The sequence below is a fragment of the Clostridium niameyense genome (genome assembly GCF_001243045.1).
Taxonomy (GTDB): Bacteria; Bacillota; Clostridia; order Clostridiales; family Clostridiaceae; genus Clostridium_F; species Clostridium_F niameyense.
Map to the genome: position 1 here is coordinate 344,306 of NZ_LN849007.1, position 17,200 is coordinate 361,505.

General features: G+C 27.8%; 16 protein-coding genes and 1 other annotated feature. Of the genes, 9 read left to right on the forward strand and 7 right to left on the reverse strand.

The window, feature by feature from the left end; translation table 11 throughout:
* Positions 1-22: 22 nt before the first annotated feature.
* A complete protein-coding gene (locus tag BN1711_RS02685; RefSeq protein WP_050606650.1) occupies positions 23-1,051 on the reverse strand; it encodes an ABC transporter substrate-binding protein in 1,029 nt (342 codons plus the stop codon).
* Between the two features lie 101 nt (positions 1,052-1,152).
* Here BN1711_RS02685 and BN1711_RS02690 point away from each other — a divergent pair, with 101 nt between their 5' ends.
* From BN1711_RS02690 to BN1711_RS02700, 3 genes are all read left to right on the forward strand, one after another.
* On the forward strand, positions 1,153-1,419 hold the full coding sequence (locus tag BN1711_RS02690; protein ID WP_050606651.1) for a hypothetical protein: 267 nt from the start codon (positions 1,153-1,155) through the stop codon (positions 1,417-1,419).
* 88 nt (positions 1,420-1,507) lie between these two features.
* Positions 1,508-1,718 (forward strand) — a binding site (T-box leader).
* A gap of 65 nt (positions 1,719-1,783) precedes the next feature.
* The gene (locus BN1711_RS02695) at positions 1,784-4,429 is read left to right on the forward strand and encodes a valine--tRNA ligase (protein WP_050606652.1); all 2,646 of its coding nucleotides are present in this window, start codon (positions 1,784-1,786) and stop codon (positions 4,427-4,429) included.
* A gap of 90 nt (positions 4,430-4,519) precedes the next feature.
* Positions 4,520-5,812, forward strand: coding sequence for a bifunctional folylpolyglutamate synthase/dihydrofolate synthase (locus BN1711_RS02700; protein WP_050608420.1), 1,293 nt, complete (start codon positions 4,520-4,522; stop codon positions 5,810-5,812).
* A gap of 128 nt (positions 5,813-5,940) precedes the next feature.
* Here BN1711_RS02700 and BN1711_RS02705 read toward each other — a convergent pair whose 3' ends face one another.
* Positions 5,941-6,189 (reverse strand): TIGR03905 family TSCPD domain-containing protein, encoded by a 249-nt coding sequence (locus tag BN1711_RS02705; protein WP_050606653.1) that lies wholly within the window; start codon positions 6,187-6,189, stop codon positions 5,941-5,943.
* A gap of 164 nt (positions 6,190-6,353) precedes the next feature.
* Between BN1711_RS02705 and BN1711_RS02710 the strand changes: the two genes are divergently transcribed.
* A complete protein-coding gene (locus BN1711_RS02710; RefSeq protein WP_050606654.1) occupies positions 6,354-7,238 on the forward strand; it encodes a YncE family protein in 885 nt (294 codons plus the stop codon).
* Between the two features lie 3 nt (positions 7,239-7,241).
* On the opposite strand, the gene BN1711_RS02715 is transcribed toward BN1711_RS02710, so the two are convergent.
* Positions 7,242-7,769, reverse strand: coding sequence for a DUF4364 family protein (locus tag BN1711_RS02715; RefSeq protein ID WP_050606655.1), 528 nt, complete (start codon positions 7,767-7,769; stop codon positions 7,242-7,244).
* 164 nt (positions 7,770-7,933) lie between these two features.
* Here BN1711_RS02715 and pdaB point away from each other — a divergent pair, with 164 nt between their 5' ends.
* The 3 genes from pdaB (at position 7,934) to BN1711_RS02730 (ending at position 10,186) form a co-directional block, all read left to right on the forward strand.
* Entirely contained in the window at positions 7,934-8,689 is a 756-nt protein-coding gene (gene pdaB / locus BN1711_RS02720) for a polysaccharide deacetylase family sporulation protein PdaB (protein WP_050606656.1), read from the forward strand.
* Positions 8,690-8,876: 187 nt separating this feature from the next.
* Positions 8,877-9,371: a hypothetical protein gene (locus BN1711_RS02725; protein ID WP_050606657.1), complete on the forward strand. Its 495-nt coding sequence runs from the start codon at positions 8,877-8,879 to the stop codon at positions 9,369-9,371.
* Between the two features lie 89 nt (positions 9,372-9,460).
* Positions 9,461-10,186, forward strand: coding sequence for a single-stranded DNA-binding protein (locus BN1711_RS02730; protein ID WP_129582115.1), 726 nt, complete (start codon positions 9,461-9,463; stop codon positions 10,184-10,186).
* A gap of 36 nt (positions 10,187-10,222) precedes the next feature.
* Here BN1711_RS02730 and dapD read toward each other — a convergent pair whose 3' ends face one another.
* Positions 10,223-10,933: a 2,3,4,5-tetrahydropyridine-2,6-dicarboxylate N-acetyltransferase gene (gene dapD, locus BN1711_RS02735; RefSeq protein ID WP_050606659.1), complete on the reverse strand. Its 711-nt coding sequence runs from the start codon at positions 10,931-10,933 to the stop codon at positions 10,223-10,225.
* Positions 10,934-11,067: 134 nt separating this feature from the next.
* Between dapD and BN1711_RS02740 the strand changes: the two genes are divergently transcribed.
* Positions 11,068-12,219, forward strand: a complete 1,152-nt coding sequence (locus BN1711_RS02740) for a pyridoxal phosphate-dependent aminotransferase (RefSeq protein WP_050606660.1) — start codon at positions 11,068-11,070, stop codon at positions 12,217-12,219.
* An 80-nt stretch (positions 12,220-12,299) separates the two neighbouring features.
* On the opposite strand, the gene dapB is transcribed toward BN1711_RS02740, so the two are convergent.
* The 3 genes from dapB to BN1711_RS02755 form a co-directional block, all read right to left on the reverse strand.
* A complete protein-coding gene (dapB, locus tag BN1711_RS02745) occupies positions 12,300-13,055 on the reverse strand; it encodes a 4-hydroxy-tetrahydrodipicolinate reductase (protein ID WP_050606661.1) in 756 nt (251 codons plus the stop codon).
* Between the two features lie 68 nt (positions 13,056-13,123).
* Entirely contained in the window at positions 13,124-14,002 is an 879-nt protein-coding gene (gene dapA, locus BN1711_RS02750; RefSeq protein WP_050606662.1) for a 4-hydroxy-tetrahydrodipicolinate synthase, read from the reverse strand.
* Positions 14,003-14,027: 25 nt separating this feature from the next.
* Positions 14,028-15,026: an aspartate-semialdehyde dehydrogenase gene (locus tag BN1711_RS02755; RefSeq protein WP_050606663.1), complete on the reverse strand. Its 999-nt coding sequence runs from the start codon at positions 15,024-15,026 to the stop codon at positions 14,028-14,030.
* A gap of 468 nt (positions 15,027-15,494) precedes the next feature.
* On the opposite strand from BN1711_RS02755, the gene BN1711_RS02760 reads away from it, so the two are divergent.
* Entirely contained in the window at positions 15,495-17,186 is a 1,692-nt protein-coding gene (locus BN1711_RS02760; RefSeq protein WP_050606664.1) for a peptide ABC transporter substrate-binding protein, read from the forward strand.
* Positions 17,187-17,200 lie beyond the last annotated feature (14 nt).

Genomic DNA, 17,200 nt, shown 5'->3' on the forward strand with positions numbered 1-17,200 from the left:
GGATAATTTATCCCCTTAATTATTATTTTTTTATAGCCTTTTCACCAAATTTATTTGTAACAATTTTATCAAAAGAAGGTCTTTGGGGAATAAGTTCCTTATTAGAAGATTGAATTATGTCCATTAATTTGTTTAATTCTTTTTCTTTAATTATAGGATTAGTAGAATAAGCGTTTATGCTCTTATAATTTTTTATTACATCTACTAATAATTTTTCATCAAATCCTGGGAAGAAGGACTTTATAGATTTAGCAATTTCATCCTCACTATGCTTTTCAACCCACATTTGAGCTTTATAGATAGCATTTGTGAATTTTTGAATTGTTTCAGGGTTCTTTTCCATATAAGATTTTGTAGTAAAGTAGCAAGTATAAGGTAAAGTTCCAGCAGACTTACCAATAGATGCAACTATGGACCCTGAATTATCTTTTTGGAGTCTACTTGCAGTAGGTTCAAATAAAGCTACGTAGTCACCAGTACCAGATTTAAAAGCACCAGCTGTGGCAGTAAAATCTATATTAGTAATAAGGTTAACATCTGATTCGGGATCTAAACCATGATTTTTCAGCACATATTCTAATGACATTTCAGGAACCCCACCAGGTCTACCACCAATTATAGATTTTCCTTTTAGATTTTCCCATTTAAAGTTTTTATCTTCATTCTTACCAACTAGGAAAGAACCATCTGTTTGTGTTAACTGAGCAAATAATATGGGATAGTCTTCTCTTTTTTGATTATAAATGTAAATTATTTGTTCTGGTCCACAGAAACCTATGTCAGCATTTTTACTTAAAACTTGTTGCATAGTTTTGTCAGCACCTTGACCAGTAGATAGTTCTATATCTAAACCTTCCTCTTTAAACATGCCTTCATTAATGGCTACATACATAGGTGCATAAAAAACAGAACGTACAACTTCATTTAATTCAACTTTTACAAGATCTTTGGATTTTTCTTTTTCTTTATTAGCTCCGCAACCAGCAAGAATACTTACAGAAAGTGCTAATACTAAAAGTAAAGAGAGTAAGTGAAATTTTTTTGCTTTCATAAAAACCTCCAAGATAAATTTTATATTAGTTCATAATATGAGGACATTATTAATTATGTTAAATACTCTTATTTAATTTTGGTTTTGTAGGAAATATTAAAATGATGAATCCAATAATACCAATTCAGTATTTAATACATGTTATTTTACTTATAAAAAACTATCATAACAAATATGAAAAAAATATTTTATATACAAGTTTACTAACTACAGAAATGGCTATTATTTTTATTGTGCTGTGCGGACTACAATCAAGTAGTGAATTTACTATATGGATTTGGATTCGAATATTTTTAGATGAACCAACCGGAAATTTAGATTCAAAATCTGCACAAATTGTAATAAATCAAATCATAGTATGCTTTTAACTACATTTATGTTAAAATAATTTTATTGACATATAATACAACCAGATATATAATGAACAAAATGAAGAATTTATAAAATTTAACATAAAATAAAGCTGTGATAAAGAGGAGTAGAGATAAAATATATAAAAGAGAGGAAAATTCTACGGCTGAAAAATTTTCTATATTTAATTTATCTTGAAGGTAGCTTTGGAGCTTCTTTACTGAGTTTAGTAAGTAAAGACGGATTCTTATCCGTTAATATATAAGAGCCTGTGTTAGCAGGAAAAAAGGTGGTACCGCGAGTCTTCGTCCTTTTAAGGATGACGGCTCTTTTTTATTTCATTGAAACCTTAAAATTATAAATACATAAGGAGGAATTAAAATGTCAGAAACAAGGGAAATGGAAAAAACTTATAGTCCTAAAGAATTTGAAGATAGACTTTATAAAAATTGGGAGGAAAAAGCATATTTCACACCAAAGGTGGAGGAAAATAAAATACCATACACTATAGTTTTACCTCCACCAAATATAACAGGAAAACTTCACTTAGGTCATGCATTAGATGATACATTGCAAGATATATTAATAAGAACAAAAAGAATGCAAGGATATAGTACTTTATGGCTACCAGGACAAGATCATGCAAGTATTGCTACAGAAGTAAAAGTAGAAAATGAATTACTAAAAAAAGGTATAGTGAAAAAGGAAATAGGAAGAGAAGCATTCCTTGAAAAAGTATGGGATTGGACAGACGAGTATAGAGGAAAAATAAGAAACCAAGTTAAAAAGTTGGGTTGCTCTTTAGATTTTACAAGAGAAAGATTTACCATGGATGAAAAGCTTGATAAAGCAGTTAAGCATTTCTTTGTTAAATTATATAATGAAGGATTAATTTATCAAGGAAATAGAATAACAAATTGGTGTCCAAAATGTAAAACTGCTATATCTGATGCGGAAATAGAATATAACGAACATGAAGGACACTTTTGGCATATAAAATATCCAGTAGTAGGTAGTGATGAATATTTAGAAATAGCTACTACGAGACCAGAAACAATGCTTGGAGATACAGCTGTTGCCGTTAATCCAAAGGATGAAAGATATGCTCATTTAGTAGGAAAAACCCTTATGTTACCACTTGTAAATAGGGAAATACCTATAGTTGCAGATGAATATGTAGATGTAGAGTTTGGAACAGGAGCAGTAAAAATAACCCCAGCACATGATCCTAATGATTATCAAGTAGGTAAAAGACATGATCTTCCAGAAATTAATGTAATGTTTGATGATGGAAGAATTAATTTTGAAGGTTCTAAGTACCATGGTATGGATAGATATGAAGCTAGACGTTCCATAGTAGAGGACTTAAGAAATGAAGGATTTTTAGTTAAAATAAAAGAACATAATCATAATGTAAGTTGTCATGATAGATGTGGAACAGTAATAGAACCTATAATTTCTAAGCAATGGTTTGTTAAAATGGAATCACTTGCAAAACCTGCTATAGAAGTTGTAAAAAATAAAGAATTAAAGTTTGTTCCTGAAAGATTTGAAAAGACATATTTTAACTGGATGGAAAATATTCAAGATTGGTGCATATCAAGACAATTATGGTGGGGACATAGAATTCCAGTATGGTATTGTAAAGATTGTGGAGAGGTTATTGTAAAAACTTCAGAGCCAACAAAATGTCCAAAATGTAATAGTGAAAAATTATATCAAGACAATGATGTTTTAGATACTTGGTTTAGTTCGGCTCTATGGCCCTTTTCTACATTAGGTTGGCCAGATAAAACACCAGATTTAAAATATTTTTATCCTAATAATACACTAGTTACAGGATACGATATAATATTCTTCTGGGTAGCAAGAATGGTGTTCTCTGGACTTTATTGTATGGATGATATTCCATTTAATACTGTATTAATTCATGGTATAGTTAGAGATTCAGAAGGAAGAAAAATGTCTAAATCATTAGGAAATGGTGTAGATCCAATTGAAGTAATAAATGAATATGGTGCAGATGCATTAAGATTTACTTTAGTTACAGGAAATGCTCCAGGAAATGATATAAGATATTATCCTGAAAGAGTAGAAGCTGCTAGAAACTTTGCAAATAAAATATGGAATGCATCTAGATTTGTTCTTATGAATTTAGATAAGGATTTAATGGATAAATATAAGGATAATAAAAATTATACAATAGCGGATAAATGGATATTATCAAGATTAAATACTGTAGTTAAGGAAGTTACAGAAAATATAGATAAGTTTGAGCTTGGAATAGCTTCTCAAAAAATATATGATTTCATATGGGGAGAATTCTGTGATTGGTATATAGAACTTGTTAAACCAGTATTATATGGAGAAAATGAAGAAGCTAAAGGTATAGCCTTCAATGTACTTCATAAGGTATTAGAAACTTCATTACAATTATTACATCCTATAATGCCATTTATAACAGAAGAAATTTATAATCATTTATATACAGAATTTGAATCAATAGTTATATCAAAATGGCCACAATATGATGAAAATTTAAAGAATGAAAAAGCAGAAAAAGATATGGAATATATCATAGAAGCTATTAAATCTATAAGAAATGTTAGAACAGAAATGAATGTGCCACCTTCAAGAAAAGCTAAATTAATGATTTACTTAACAGAAGGAGAAGCAAAGGGTTCTTTCAAAGAAGGAGAAGTTTACTTTAAGAAACTAGCTTCAGCTTCAGAAGTTAGCTTTATGGAAGAAAAGGAAGCTTCAGATAAAAATGTAGCTGTAGTTACAAGGGGAGCTGAAATATTTATACCATTATTAGAACTTGTAGATATAGAAAAAGAATTAGAAAGATTAAATAAAGAAAAAGAAAAGTTAGAAAAAGAAATTGAAAGAGTAGAGAAAAAATTATCTAATGAAAGATTTGTAAGCAAAGCACCAGAAGCTGTAGTAAATGCTGAAAGAGAAAAAGGTGAAAAATATAAAGAAATGTTAAAGTCAGTAATGCAAAGTTTACAATCATTAAAATAATATTATTAGAGGTAGGAAGAGGAATACTTCCTGCCTTATTTTAAAATAATTATTATGTGGTTTGGAAGTTTATAAATGGGAAGTGATATGATGAATTATAAAGAAGCCATGGAATATATAAAGTCTACCGCTAAGTTTGGTAGTAATTTAGGTCTCAGTAGAACAGAGAAGTTATTAGAACTTTTAGGTAATCCTCATAAAAAATTAAAGTGTATACATATAGCGGGTACTAATGGAAAAGGGTCAACCACAGCTATGATTTCTAGTGTTTTAATGGAATCAGGATATAAGGTTGGTATGTATACATCACCTTATATAGAGGAATTTGAAGAGAGAATTCAAATAAATAAAATAAATATACCAAAAGATAAATTGAGTGAAATAGTAACTAAAGTAGCTTATAAGGTTGAAGAAGTAATTAAACTTGGGTATGATAATCCTACTGAATTTGAAATAATTACTGCAGCTATGTTTTATTATTTTTATGAGGAAAAAGTGGATTATGCAGTAATAGAGGTAGGACTTGGTGGAAGATTGGACTCTACCAATGTATTAAATCCAATTTTAAGTGTCATAACTTCTATAAATTATGATCATATGGAAATTTTAGGACATACTTTAGATGAAATAGCAAAAGAAAAAGCAGGAATAATAAAAGGAGCACCAGTGATATTATATCCACAGTGTGGAAAAGTACAGGAAGTTATAGAAAAAACTTGTAATTATAGAAAAAGTAGATTGATAAAAGTAAATGATTATATAGAAGAAATAAGTATATTTAGTTCTTCTAAAAATATAGGTGTTCAGAAATTCTCTATAAAAACTAAAAAAAGTTTATATAATATAGAGTTACCATTGTTGGGAGAATATCAAATAAATAATTGTTGTACAGCTATTTTAACTATAGAAAAATTAATAAATATAGGGGTAAGTATAAGTAATAAATCTATAGAGGAGGGACTGAAAAAAGTTAAATGGCCAGCTAGAATGGAGATTTTAAATAAAGATCCTTTGGTTGTTATAGATGGGGCTCATAATATAGATGGAATTAAAAGCTTAACTAAAACTTTAAAAAAAACTTTTAACTATAATAATCTTATTTTAATATTAGGAATTTTAAAAGATAAGCAAGTAGAAAATATAGTAAAAGAAATAACTCCTAAGGCCCAAAAAGTAATTACTGTTACTCCACATAATAACAGGGCAGAAAATTGTGAACATTTAATCCACATTGTGGAAAAATATAATAATAATTGTGAGTATTTTAATTCCTACCATAAAGCTTATGAAAGAGCTTTGAGTTACTGTAATAAGGAAGACATGATTTTAGTTTGTGGATCTTTATACATGGTGGGGGATATGAGAAAAATAATTTTGAAGTAGTATGAAGTTTAGTAAACTAATAAAGTGGGAGATTATAACTTTTAAGTTATTTGACAAATTTTAAATTATGATAAATGACTTTGATTATAATTTCCCACTTTTATTTTCTTATAGATTTAAGAAAAATTCTATTTTTGATCTTTAATATTTTGTAGTGCTTTAGAAAGTTGATCAGGACAGGAAGTATTTTTTGAACCACAAGTTATCCCGTTTAATCTTTCTATGGCTTCATCAACATTCATTCCTTCTATTAGTTTTGATATTCCTTTAAGGTTTCCCTCACATCCTCCTTTAAATGAGACATTACTAACAGTATTGTCCACTATATCAAAATTTATTTGTACTGAACAGACTCCTTTTGGTGTATATGTATACATTATTAAATCCCCCTTTTATAAATATAATATATAATTAAACAATTATAATTATATATTAATTAATTATTGCTCTCAAGGTTATTTAAATTCTATTATCTTATAATACTTATCACCAAATGGCTTTAATTTTACATATTATATTATATAAAGCAAGGGGTGATAGGATGAGGCATTTATATATATGTAATACATCTACAGATTGTATTTCTAAAGTAAATATTGAAAATTTTAAAGAAGAAAATAAGATAACATTAAATAACTATAATAATGATAGTATGGGTCCCCATGGCATTTATGCCCACAGAGGGAATATATTGGTGACTAATAGTTATAATAATACTTTATCTATAGTAGATGCAGCACAGTCAAAGGAAGTAGATAACTATTTTGTAGGCATGCATTGTAACGATGTTGTTGCATATGAAGATAAAATCTATGTAATATGTGGAGATTCAGATGTTATAACTGTGTTTGATGCCAATAAAAAAAGAATTTTAGAACAGCTTCCTTGTGGAGATTTACCACATAGTATAGTAATTAATAAACGAGATAAATTAATAATGACTTCCAATATGGGAAATGATAGCATAACGATTGTAGATTGTAATGATACAAATAATATAAAAAATATAAGAGTAGGTTCGTATCCTACAAAAGCTATGTTTACAGTAGATGGTAAATATATACTAGTATGTGAAAGTAATATAGGGTCAGATTATAAAGGTAGTATAGGAATAATATCTGCTAAAAATTATAGACTTTTATATAGAATTTCAGTAGGAAGTTCTCCGGTTGATATGTATTGTGATGAAAAAATATGTGCGGTTTCTAATTTTGGAGACGGAACTGTAAGTTTAGTAGATATAAATTATTATGAAGAGATAAAAAAAATAATAGTAGGTGGAATGCCTAGAGGAATATATAAATTTAAAGACAATTTATATGTAGGTGATAACTATAATAATCAACTCTTAAAAATAAATATAACTAAAGAAACTAAAACTACTATACCTATAGGAGGTGAACCTACAGGTATGATAGTAACATGAGCATTAGTCTGAGTTTAAAATATCTAATATTTCTAAATAAAGCTCAGATGAATTTTTTTGCCATTTAGAGCACATTTTTTTAGCCTTTTCTTTTGAATCTACAGATACTTTTATATCAATTATAATTAAATCATCTTTAATAGCTTTTAAGTTTACAATAAGAGTGTCTTTGTCTTTAGTAGTATAATCTGAAATTATGCTAAGATCTTTTTGTAATAAATTTAATTTATTTTTTAAATATTCATTTATAATATTTAATTTTTCTTCAGATACTCTGTCTATAAACATTGAAAGTACATTACAACCCTTTTGAGTTATAGAGATTTTATGATTATTTTCTTTATTTATATATTTTAAAAAGTTAGCAGAAATTAATTCTGTTAAATTTTGCTGAAGGGTAAAATAATTTATTAAATTATTTTCTAATATAATATCAGTTATTTGATTGTTGGACACAGGAATGTCAAATTTACTAAATATGTATAGAATCAACAGTTTATTTTCTGCTAACTCTAAAGCATCATCAAACATTAAGTTTCCTCCCCAAAATTTTATTAATTAACAATCACATTTAATTATATCATAAATTTTAAACAGGATTGTTAATTAATAAAAAATATATAAAAATAATTTTTAGGAATATATAGAAGGTATTTTATGTATATATTACATAGAATCATTTTTGGGAGGTATATATGGAGAAAAAATTAAAAAATAGGATATATTCGGCACTATTTTTATTATTTATAGCTATTTTTTCAACTTTTGTAATTAATTCTAAGGGAAAAAATGCTGTTTCTTTAAATGTAAGAAAAAAAGTTCCTATTTATAAAGTTGACACTAAGGAGAAAAAGGTTGCTATGACTTTTGATGTAAGTTTAGGTGATGAATATATAGATGGAATTTTAGATGTATTAGACAAATATGATGTAAAAGCTACATTTTTTATAGTAGGGGAATGGATAGATAAAAATGAAGATAAAATGAAGGAAATACATAAAAGAGGACATGAAATAGGTAACCATTCTAATAAACATCCAGATATGGCTAACATATCTAAAGAAAAAATGATAAATGATATAAATATTAATGAAGCTAAAATAAGAAAGGTTACTGGTGAAGGAACGAAGTTATTTAGATGTCCAAGTGGTAACTATAATGATTTAGTATTAGATACAGCAAGGGAGTTGGGGTTTTATTCTATACAATGGGATGTAGATAGTATAGATTGGAAAGAGCAGGGAGCCGATGCTGAATATAATAGAGTGATAAAAAAGACTAAACCTGGATCTATTATTTTATTTCATAATACAGCTAAATATACCCCAGATAATTTAAAAAGGATAATTCCTTTATTGAAAGGAGAAGGTTTCAAATTTGTGAAGGTTGGAGATTTAATATATAAAGATAATTACTATATAGATTCTGCTGGTGTACAAAAAAGGAACTGAATGGCTAAAAAATAAAGGAATACTTGAAAAAATCTAGAAGATTATATAATGTAATGTAATTTATTTCTATGTAAGTTAATAAATATAAATTAGTTCATTTAAGAAGCGTTTATAAATGTAATTGTATAAAAATATACAGACTGATTAAAATAATTAGAAATAGTTGTTTTAATTAGGAGTGAATAGTATGAGAAGCTTATATATTTTTACAGAAGATAATAATTTTAAAGATTTTCTATGGAATTTAATAGATAAGTTGCATTTAAACTTTTATAACGGGGAAATAAAAGAATGTAATATATCAGATATGGATTATATTATTGTAAATAAAGATTTAGAGTTTAGTTGTGATACACTAAACTGCAAGTATTGTTTTATAAATATGGATTTATTTAAAAATAAAGATATAGATATAGATGGGAATGTTATAACCTATGGTTTTGGAAATAAAAATACTGTGACTTTATCTAGTATAGAAGAAAATAACGAATTCTTGTATTGTTTGCAAAGATATTTAAGTAAACCTTTTAATAGCATAATGGAGCCTCAAGAAATACCTTTCAAGGTTTCTTTTAAAACTACTAGTGAACTTTATGCTTATATGGTAGTTATAACTATAGCCCTTATAGAAGGAACAAAAGTTAATGAGCTACAAAAAATTAAACAATATAACAAAAATTAAAAATACTTAATTGGTTATATTTTTATAATTAAAAGAATATTTATAAAGTGTATGAAAGAAAATAATTCAAACTAAGGGAAAGAGGGGTTATGATGGACAATTTAATGTTAAACAATAAGATTTATTTAGAGGGTAAAGTAGTTGAAGGGTTAGAATTTAGCCATGAAATGTATGGAGAGGGATTCTACATGTTCAAATTAGAAGTTTCAAGGCTAAGTGATGTATCTGACGTTTTAAATGTAACTATATCTGAAAGATTGTTAGCAGGTATGGATTTAAAAGTAGGAGATGATGTATTAGTAGAGGGGCAACTAAGATCTTATAATAAATTCGTAGATGGAGCTAATAGACTTATATTAACCGTATTTGCAAGAAATATAGATTATTGTATTGAAAGAAGTAAGAATCCTAATGAAATATTCCTAAATGGGTATATTTGTAAGGAACCGGTTTATAGGACAACTCCTTTTGGAAGGGAAATTGCTGATTTGCTTTTAGCTGTAAATAGACCATATAATAAGTCTGATTATATACCAAATATATCATGGGGAAGAAATGCAAGATTTTGCAAAACATTGAAGGTTGGAGATAACATAAGAGTTTGGGGAAGACTTCAAAGTAGGGAATATCAAAAAAGAATTTCAGAGGATAATGTTATAACTAAAGTTGCATATGAAGTGTCTATATCTAAAATGGAAAGAGTAGAAGATTCGGAGTTAGAAAATGAAATTCTAGAAGAAAAACCAAAAGCTCAAGAAGATAATATAGAAGATATAAGCACAGAAGAACAAGAAAATAAAGAGATAAGTATATAAAATAAAAGTATGTATAGCTTTAAGCTATACATACTTTTATTTTCTTAGATCATCCACTAATTTAGTTTTATCTTTAGTTTTAGTATCTACATTCTTTATTATTTTAGCAGGAGCACCAGCTACTACTACATTCTCTGGCACATCAGAAGTTACTATAGAACCTGCAGCAACTACAGAACCTTTTCCTATTTTTACTCCTTCTAATATAACAGCATTAGCACCTATAAGAACATTATCTTCTATAGTACAAGGATCTTTACTAGGCGGTTCTAAAACTCCAGCTACAACAGCTCCAGCACCTAAATGAACATTATTACCTAATTTCCCCCTGGCGCCTACTACAGCATTCATATCTACCATAGTTCCTTCGCCAATTTTAGCACCGATATTGATAACAGCCCCCATCATGATAACAGCGTTTTTACCTATTAAAACTTTGTCACGTATAATAGCACCTGGTTCTATTCGAGCATCTATTTTTAACATATCTACTAGAGGAATAGCTGATTTTCTTCTATCTTGCTCTAGTTTACAATTTGTTATTTTATCTTTATTATTTTCTATTATAGAAATAATATCTTCGCTTTCTCCAAATAATATATATAGGTTTCCACTGTTGAATTTTTCTATATTAGAAAAGTCACAGTGAGATAAATCCCCTTCTATGTATGCTTTAATAGGAGTTGATTTTTTTGCTTCTTTTATGTATCGAGCTATTTCATATGGATCTGTTAAATTATAACTCATTTAAAGTCCTCCTTTAATTTATTAATAACCTTATTATAATAAATATCATTCCTTAAATAAAGGGGGCGTTTTATATAAGGGAAAATAATAGTAAAATAATATAATAAAGTCTAGTTAGGGGGAAGAATATTATTATGTACAATAAAGAATCATTAATTTCTAAAAATGTAAGAAACATAGAAATTTCAGGTATAAGAAAATTTTATAATAAGGTGATAAATTATGATAATGTTATATCTTTAACCTTAGGGCAACCAGATTTTAAGGTTCCTAAAGCAATAAAAAGAGCTTTGATAGAGTCTATAAATGAAGATAAGACTACTTATACATCTAATTCAGGTATAGTAGAACTTAGAGAAGAAATAAGTAGGTATTTAAAAACTATGCATATAAAATATTCTAAAGAGGAAATATGTATAACTGTTGGTGGAAGTGAGGGATTAATGAGTGTATTTAGTACTTTGTTAAATAAAGAGGATAAAGTATTAATTCCAGAAATAGCTTATCCAGCTTATGATAGTTGTATTAAATTATGTGGTGCAAAATCTATAGAGTATAAACTAAGTGAAGATTTTTCTATAGATTTAAATTATCTATCAAATCTAATAAAAAAGGAAAAACCTAAAGCTATGGTGCTGTCTTATCCAAGTAATCCAACAGGTGCAGTACTTAGTAGGGAGCAAAGGGATAGATTGCATGAAATTATAAAAGGAAATAATATTATTGTAATTAGCGATGAAATTTACAGTTCCTTATGTTTTGAAGATAAATACTATTCTTTAGCTCAATTTGAGGATATAAAAGAAAAAATAATATTAGTAAGTGGATTTTCAAAAATGTTTTCTATGACAGGACTTAGAATAGGATATGTTTGTGCCACTAAGTATTTTATGGATTCTATTATAAAGATCCATCAATATAGTGTATCTTGTGCTACTTCTATATGCCAATGGGGAGCTTATGCAGGATTAAAATATTGTATGGAAGATGTAAAATACATGAAAAATGAATTTAAAAAGAGAAGAAACTATGTATATAATAGATTGGAAGCTTTAGGATTTAAGTCATATAAGCCACAAGGGGCTTTTTACATATTTACATCCATTAAGGATAATTCTTCAAGTAGTGAAAATTTTTGTGAAAAATTATTAAAGGAAGCTAGAGTGGCGGTAGTTCCAGGCTCTGCTTTTGGAAAAGGTGGAGAAGGTTATATGAGAATATCTTATGCTTATAGCATAGAGGAATTAGAAGAGGCTTTAAATAGAATAGAAAAATTTATACATTAGGTTAGTGTATAAAATAAACCCTCTTGAAAAAATAGTTCAAGAGGGTTTAAGTTTATAATATTAAGTATGGAAAGTTAATATTATAAAGCTGATTGTATTACATCATCCATATTATATAGGCCTTTTCCTTTTCCTTTCATAAATAAACAAGCATTTAAAGCTCCTACTGCAAAAACTTCTCTAGATAAAGCAGTGTGCTTTATTTCTATAATTTCACCTTGGCCAGCAAAAATTACATCGTGTTCTCCAACAATACTTCCACCCCTAATGGCATGAACCCCTATTTCATTGTGTTCTCTTTTAGAGTTTCCTTCCCTTCCAAAAGTATATTTTGTTTCTTCTTTTATAGCTTCTTTTATAGTATCTCCCAATAAAAGAGCAGTTCCACTTGGAGAATCCACTTTTTGATTGTGATGTTTTTCTATTATTTCTATATCAAAGTTTTTATACATAAAGGCACTAATATTTTTTAGTACATTGTTTACTATATTTACACCTATTGACATATTAGCAGATCTAAATATAGGGATTTTTTTAGATGTTTTATTTATTAAATTTATATCTTCTTCTGAGAAGCCAGTAGTACAAAGTACTATAGGTATATTCTTTAAAGTAGCAAAGTTTAACAGTCCTTTTAATGCACTAGCTCTTGAAAAATCTAATATTACATCTGCATCTATATTGCATTTTTCTATGGTATCAAATACTGGATAAATAGAGTTTTCATTATTTTTATCTATGCCAGCTACTATTTCTAGATTGCTGTAGTTGTTAGCTAAGTTAGATATGACTTTTCCCATTTTTCCGTTACAACCATGTAGTATTACCTTTACCATAATAAGTCCTCCTCAAATTTAATTTTATTAATAAAGTGTAGAGGATAAACTCTACACTTTATATTATATTACATAAGATTGTAATTTTTTAATTCTTTTTTTAGTATTTCTAAATTTTTATCATTCATTTCACATAAAGGAAGTCTAAGATTTCCTACATTCATATCCATAAGATTCATAGCAGTCTTTACTGGAATAGGATTTGTCTCTATAAATAAGGCTTTAGTAAGAGCTAAACTTTTAAGTTGTATTTCTAAAGCTTCATTAACTTTGCCTTCTAAATAAAGAGAGCACATATTGTGAACTTCTTCTGGAATCACATTAGCAAGAACTGATATAACTCCAATTCCTCCTAAAGACAATATAGGAATTATTTGATCATCATTTCCAGAGTAAATATCTAAGTCATCTTTGCATAAAGCTTTAATTTCAGCTATTTGACTTATATTTCCGCTAGCTTCCTTAACAGCTACTATATTTTTATCCTTACATAATTCTTTTAATGTTTCTGGATTTATATTAAGACCTGTTCTTCCAGGTACATTATAAATGATAATAGGAGTATTAACTTCTTTAGAAATTACCTCAAAATGTTTAATTAATCCACTTTGAGTTGTTTTATTGTAGTAAGGAGTTATTACAAGTAATCCATCTATTCCTATGCTTTCTGCCCACTTACTCATTTCGATAGCGGTTTTAGTATTATTACTACCAGTACCTGCAATTACAGGAATTCTTTTATTAACTTTATCTACTACAAACTTTATTGTTTCTTTTCTTTCATCTAATGTCATAGTAGTTGCTTCTCCAGTAGTTCCACATACTATTATGGCATCTGTTTTTGATTTTATATGCCATTCAATTAATTCATTAAGTTTTTCAAAATTAACTCCATTTTCATTAAAAGGAGTTACGATAGCTACACCTGAACCTTTAAAGATACTCATACAAAAATCCCCCTTTAAAAATCTTTTATTTATTATTGCTATTAATTATGCATTCTGCAATTTGAATTGCATTTAAGGCTGCACCTTTTCTTATATTGTCAGCAACTACCCATAGGTTTAATCCGTTATCTAAACTAAAATCTCTTCTTATTCTTCCAACGTAAACTTCATCTTTTCCAGCTACATCTATAGGCATTGGATATACTAGATTGTCAATATCATCTTGTAATATAATACCTTCTGCATTTTTATATAAATCAAATATATCTTTAACTTCAAAAGGTTTTTCAAATTCCACATTAATACTTTCACTATGTCCATAAAATACTGGAACTCTAGCTGTAGTTGCAGTGATTTTTATATTATCATTATGGAATATTTTTTGAGTTTCTTGGATCATTTTCATTTCTTCTTTGGTATAGCCATTTTCTAAAAATACATCTATGTGTGGAAGAATGTTTCCAGCAATATCATATGGAAATTTTTTTGGAGGTTTCTCATTGTAACCTTCTTTTAAATCGTTGTATCCACTTAATCCAGCACCAGATACTGCTTGATAAGTAGAGTATACTATTCTCTTTATTTTATATTTATCATGAAGTGGTTTTAACGCTACAACAGCTTGAATAGTTGAGCAATTAGGATTAGCTATAATGCCCTTATTATTTTTAATATCCTCAGGATTTACTTCCGGTACCACTAAAGGAACTTCAGGATTCATTCTCCAGGCACTGCTATTATCAATAACTGTAGTACCATATTTTGCAAATACAGGAGCAAATTTTTCACTTGTACTTCCACCTGCTGAAAATAGGGCAAAATCTATTTTTTTATTTTTTATATTATCTTCTTTTAATTCTTCAACTATTACATCATTATTGTTGAACTTTAGGATTTTTCCTGCAGATCTATATGATGCGAAAAAGTAAATATTATTTATAGGAAACTTTCTAGATTGAAGTATTTCTATAAATTTTCTTCCTACCATTCCAGTAGCTCCTACTACTGCTACATTATAATTCATTATTTATACCTCCCCATATTAAAATTAACATAAGTTTATTGTAGTTACTACTATTATATAACTGATTAAATAAAAAAGGTATACTTTTTTATTTATATGTGTATAAATAAAAATGCATAAAGATTATTTAAAATAATAAATTCAAATGAATTTTTGTAAGAAGATTTACTTTCAATTATCAGAAAATAATTCTAAAAACACATATAAAGATTACTAAAAATCTAGTTTTAAAAGCGTTGACATAAAAAAAACATTATGATAATATAATTTAAAATACAAGTGTCCATTCATTTTTCGAAACATTTCAATGCTAATAAATTAATAAAATTACATATTTATGCATAAATATGAGAGGGGATAATAATTATTATATAATTAATTTATTATTGACACTATTTATGTAAATGATGAGTATGTAACTGCTTGTTATTTATAGAAAATATTAAAGACTGAAGAGGGGGAATTATAGTGAAAAGCAAAAAGTTATTAGCCACAATTGTATCCTGTCTAGTAATAGCTTCAACAGCTTTAGTAGGATGTGGTATAAGTACTGGGGGATCATCTGGTAAAGGACTAGATAAAGAACAACACTTAAATTTAGTTTTAGATCGAGAACCTAAAAATTTAGATCCATCTAAATCTACTGATTTATATTCATCACAAGTAATATCAGAAGTTTATGAGGGATTAACTAGAATTGAAGTAGATAAGGATGGTAAGGATGTAGTTAAACCGGCTGGAGCTGAAAAGTGGGAATCATCAAATGATGGACTTAAATGGACATTCCATTTAAGGGATTATGAATGGTCAGATGGAAAGAAAGTTACAGCTAAGGATTTTGAATATGGGATAAAAAGAACATTAGATCCTAAAATAGCTTCACAATATGCTTATTTATTATATCCAATAAAAAATGCTGAAAAATTTAATACTGATAAAAGTGGAAGTTTTTCAGCTAATGAAGTTGGGGTAAAGGCAATAAATGATAAAACATTGGAAATTACATTAGAAAAACCATGTGCATATTTTTTAAAAACAACATATTTTAAAGTTATGATGCCACAAAGACAAGATATAGTAGAAAAGTATGGTGAGAAATTTGGAACAGAAGCAGCAAATATGCTATTCTGTGGACCGTTTACAATAAAGGAATGGGTTCATGGTAATAAAGTTGAATTAGTTAAAAATGAAAAATATTGGGATGCTAAATCTGTAAAATTACAAAAAGCAACTATGAAAATTATAGATAATGAAGGTTCAAGAATGCAAGAGCTTTTAAATGGTTCTTTAGATATTGCAAAAGTTAGAAAACCTGAATGGAAAGAAAAATTTGATAAATCAAAAAATTTTGATTTAGTTAAATTACCAGAACCATCTACTAACTATGAATTTTACAATCAAAAGGATAAATTATTTAAGAATGTAAAAGTTAGGAAAGCCTTCTCGTTAGCTATTAACAGGGAAGATGTTTCAAAAACATTATTTAAAGGTATATTTACACCAGCTTATGGATGGGTACCACCTCAATTGCAAATAGGTGATAAAGAATTTAGAAAAGAGGCTGGAGAAGAACCAATTAAAAAATTAAAAGAAGAAAATAAGGATCCAAAAAAACTTTTAGTTGAAGGTTTAAAAGAATTAGGTATGGATCCAGATCCAAGTAAGATTACAGTTAATTATTTAACAGGAGCAACAGACGATCAACAAAAAGAAATATGCGAATATTTTCAGCAAATGTACGAAAAAGTTTTAGGTATTAAAGTGAAAATTGAATATGTTCAATGGCCAGTATACATGAATAGAATAGATAATGGAGATTATCAAATGTCAGGAATGGGATGGTCAGGGGACTATGATGATCCTATGACAGAATTTGATTTGTGGATGACTGGAATGAATATGGTTCCTACAGGTTGGTCAAATGGAAAATATGATGAATTAGTCAAAAAAGCAGCTTCATTGCCACAAGAAAAGAATGCAGAAAGAATGAAGGCATTTAAAGAAGCGGAAAAAATATTATTATATGATGATGCCGTAGTAGCTCCATTTGTATACAGAAATAAACAAATCTATAAAGGAAAATATGTAAAAGGAATAATGATTCCTTTGTTTGGATCTGAAATAGATATAAAATATGCTTATACAGAAGGAAGAAAATAATATTTAATATACAG

What these genes read in the sequence shown, in the direction of transcription:
- BN1711_RS02740 (WP_050606660.1), top strand. Translation starts at nt 11,068, where the DNA reads ATGTACAATAAAGAATCATTAATTTCTAAAAATGTAAGAAACATAGAA.
- BN1711_RS02755 (WP_050606663.1), bottom strand. Translation starts at nt 15,026, where the DNA reads ATGAATTATAATGTAGCAGTAGTAGGAGCTACTGGAATGGTAGGAAGA.
- dapB (WP_050606661.1), bottom strand. Translation starts at nt 13,055, where the DNA reads ATGGTAAAGGTAATACTACATGGTTGTAACGGAAAAATGGGAAAAGTC.
- BN1711_RS02725 (WP_050606657.1), top strand. Translation starts at nt 8,877, where the DNA reads ATGAGAAGCTTATATATTTTTACAGAAGATAATAATTTTAAAGATTTT.
- BN1711_RS02685 (WP_050606650.1), bottom strand. Translation starts at nt 1,051, where the DNA reads ATGAAAGCAAAAAAATTTCACTTACTCTCTTTACTTTTAGTATTAGCA.
- BN1711_RS02695 (WP_050606652.1), top strand. Translation starts at nt 1,784, where the DNA reads ATGTCAGAAACAAGGGAAATGGAAAAAACTTATAGTCCTAAAGAATTT.
- BN1711_RS02730 (WP_129582115.1), top strand. Translation starts at nt 9,461, where the DNA reads ATGATGGACAATTTAATGTTAAACAATAAGATTTATTTAGAGGGTAAA.
- dapD (WP_050606659.1), bottom strand. Translation starts at nt 10,933, where the DNA reads ATGAGTTATAATTTAACAGATCCATATGAAATAGCTCGATACATAAAA.
- BN1711_RS02690 (WP_050606651.1), top strand. Translation starts at nt 1,153, where the DNA reads ATGATGAATCCAATAATACCAATTCAGTATTTAATACATGTTATTTTA.
- BN1711_RS02700 (WP_050608420.1), top strand. Translation starts at nt 4,520, where the DNA reads ATGAATTATAAAGAAGCCATGGAATATATAAAGTCTACCGCTAAGTTT.
- pdaB (WP_050606656.1), top strand. Translation starts at nt 7,934, where the DNA reads ATGGAGAAAAAATTAAAAAATAGGATATATTCGGCACTATTTTTATTA.
- BN1711_RS02705 (WP_050606653.1), bottom strand. Translation starts at nt 6,189, where the DNA reads ATGTATACATATACACCAAAAGGAGTCTGTTCAGTACAAATAAATTTT.
- BN1711_RS02715 (WP_050606655.1), bottom strand. Translation starts at nt 7,769, where the DNA reads ATGTTTGATGATGCTTTAGAGTTAGCAGAAAATAAACTGTTGATTCTA.
- dapA (WP_050606662.1), bottom strand. Translation starts at nt 14,002, where the DNA reads ATGAGTATCTTTAAAGGTTCAGGTGTAGCTATCGTAACTCCTTTTAAT.
- BN1711_RS02710 (WP_050606654.1), top strand. Translation starts at nt 6,354, where the DNA reads ATGAGGCATTTATATATATGTAATACATCTACAGATTGTATTTCTAAA.